Raw genomic sequence first — 2,967 nt, forward strand, 5'->3', positions numbered from 1 at the left:
GTCCTTTCCCTCATCCACAAATCCACTATTAACTGCTGTTAGTGATTTATGATGTTTATCAGCAACCTCACTGAGGATTTTGGTAAATTCGGCTTTATTGTCATTATCAGATTTCGTAATTATAAGACTTCCGCGCTCATGTCTTTTACCTGCCAGGGTGAACGGTTTTTGAGCCTGGCGTACGCGTATTCTTTTTTGAAGTAATTCTGCTAAGAATCGGGCATCGTCCATACCGTCCCAATCTGTCAGGAATGCATAGGTATTTGTGTTCAATACCTCATTTTTCACAGGCGTTTCTGCCTTAGAAGTTCCACTTATCAAGCTTTCGGAAGCTATTGCATCTAATCCGTAGGCATAGGGCAGGGACCATGCAGTAATGTCATAGGTCAGTGAATCACTCAACTTGGCATTAGGTTCAAAAAGTACTTTAACCAGGGTTCCTCGTGTTTGGTTGGTAGAAACAATAATACTTTTAGCACTGGTTTTTAAACTTCCTGATTTACCATTTTTATACTTAAACCCTTTTACCGTAGCACCGGTGCCATAACTATAACTCACCTCATGTTCATTCAGAAGTTGTGTAAGTGTTCTTAAATTATCTTCAGAACCTTTTAGGATATAACTTTTGTATTTATAATTTTTAGGTTGATAGAATTTTTGATACTCCTCATTGAGTCTTGTCACATTATTGGCGGCAACCTCCACGGTAGACATTCCAGTAGTATAATGATGCGCAATACGGTCTTTTAATGTAAGGGTATCTCCATTGCTTGTAATAACCCCTAGTCCGGCTCTGCCTCCACCACCCTGCTCATAAGTCATCCCAATGGCACCATTATAGGTAGGGTAAGTGTCTCCGTAACTGGGGTAAAAAAGATCAAAGCGTTCCTTTGTAAAGTAGAACCATCCGTTGGCATCAAAATATTTGGCGTGGTTCTTTCCTATGGTCTCCTGAAAATCTCGCTGAAAATCTGTAATCACTTCATGAAACGGTTCAGATGCCGGAGCAAAATAATAAGGAGAATCCATGCTTTGTTCATGAAAATCCACATGTATATGTGGCAGCCATTTATTGTAATATCGAAGTCTTTGCCGGCTTTCTATCTGGGTAAGCCATGCCCAATCCCGGTTTAAATCGAACATATAATGATTGCTGCGTCCACTCCACCAACCTTCGTGATGTTCCTTGCTCTCCGGATTTAACTGATTAGGAGTGTTTTTATATTGATTGTACCAGTTCACATACCTGTCGCGCCCGTCCGGGTTAATGCAGGGGTCTATAATTACTATTGTGTTTTCCAGATAGGACTGCTTACTGGTTAGTAATGCATAAATGGTTTGCATAGAAGCTTCTGTACTTACACTTTCATTACCATGCACATTGTAGCTTAGCCAAACGATGGCTTTTGTAGATTTACCTGTTCCACTTGTGCTTTTTAAATGTTCCTCCCTTATGGCTTCAAGTTTTTCCATATTTGCAACTGATGAAATATAGGCCAAAAGCAACGGTCTGTTTTCATTTGTTTTTCCGTATTCATTTAGTTGCACACGGTCTTTTGCAGCCTCAGACAGGTACTGATAATAGTCCACTACCCGATGATGGCGCGTAAATCTTGTTCCAAGCTCATATCCCAGGAATTCTGAGGGCGATTTTAGTTCTTGTGCACTTAAACTGAGGGTGATAATTAAAGATAATACAGCTAATAGTCGCTTCATAAACAGGGGTTTCAAATTAGTGTGCCAAAGCTAAAGAATATTTGGGAAATTACATTTTAAGTTCGGTGTTATTCGTTTATGAGTCGCCAAGCTGTGAGGCATGCAGGGAATTGATTCCTCATTTCTATGTTGTTAATACATCTTAACGTATTTTTGGGAAGAGTAAAACCCGAGAATTTTATCTTTGATCGGATTATAGAAGTTTCTATGGAAGTAGCCTGTATACCATTTAAAAAAACCGGATATTTTTCTTCACTTATTTCCGACTATCTGGACGAAAATAAGAAGCTAAAACCTTTTTACAACAGGTTTCCAAAAATTGAAGAATTTAAGGCTCAAATAGAGGAGAAGTCCAATTCGTATCCACAGACAAGCAGGAAAATACTAAAACAGGTACTTCAAGAACAATATGAGGATGTAAAGGCTTCAAAGACTACATTGTCCAATATTTCAGCTTTGGCACAAGACGAAACTTTTACAGTGGTCACAGGACATCAGCTTAATATCTTTACAGGGCCATTATATTTTTTATATAAGATTATCAGTACTATAAATCTTGCAAAAGCTTTAAAAAAGGCTTATCCCGGGAATAATTTTGTACCAGTATACTGGATGGCCACAGAAGATCATGATTTTGACGAGATTAATTATTTTAATCTGCACAGCAAAAAGATACAATGGAATCACAATTCTTCCGGAGCGGTAGGTAGGTTAAGTATTGAAGGTTTAGAAGCTGTATTTGATGCTTTTTCAAAAGAAGTGGGCCATAATAACAATGCAGAAAACCTAAAAGATCTTTTCAAAAAAGCTTACCTGGAGCACAATTCACTTTCTGAAGCTACCAGATACCTCGCTGATACGCTTTTTGGGGAATATGGTCTGGTCATTGTTGATGGCGATGATGTTAAACTAAAAAACCTTTTCATTCCCTATATAGAAAAAGACATCCTTGAAAACCTCTCTTATACAAGGGTAAGTGAGACTATAACTGCCCTTGAATCTGTATCTTCTTCATATGATATTCAGGTTAACCCCAGGGAGATCAATCACTTTTATTTAAAGGATGGCTTACGGGAAAGACTGTTCGAAAGAGAAGGCTTTTTTTATGTTAATAATACCGACATTAAATTTACTAAGGATGAAATACTGCTGGAACTAAATGCCCATCCTGAAAGATTTTCACCAAATGTGGTTACAAGACCACTTTACCAGGAAGTGGTCCTTCCTAACTTATGTTATATTGGGGGAGGA

2 protein-coding genes are annotated in these 2,967 nt (G+C 38.2%); one reads left to right on the forward strand and one right to left on the reverse strand.

Features of this window, described 5'->3' with window-relative positions; all coding sequences use genetic code 11:
• Positions 1-1,716 (reverse strand): M14 metallopeptidase family protein (locus tag WBN20_RS03535; protein WP_424280719.1); only part of this gene is annotated, 1,716 nt, incomplete at its 3' end.
• Between the two features lie 126 nt (positions 1,717-1,842).
• Between WBN20_RS03535 and bshC the strand changes: the two genes are divergently transcribed.
• Positions 1,843-2,967: bacillithiol biosynthesis cysteine-adding enzyme BshC (gene bshC, locus WBN20_RS03540; protein ID WP_424280720.1), on the forward strand; the 1,125-nt coding region annotated here is incomplete at its 3' end.

The sequence above is a fragment of the Eudoraea sp. genome (assembly GCF_049665975.1).
Lineage (GTDB): Bacteria > Bacteroidota > Bacteroidia > Flavobacteriales > Flavobacteriaceae > Eudoraea.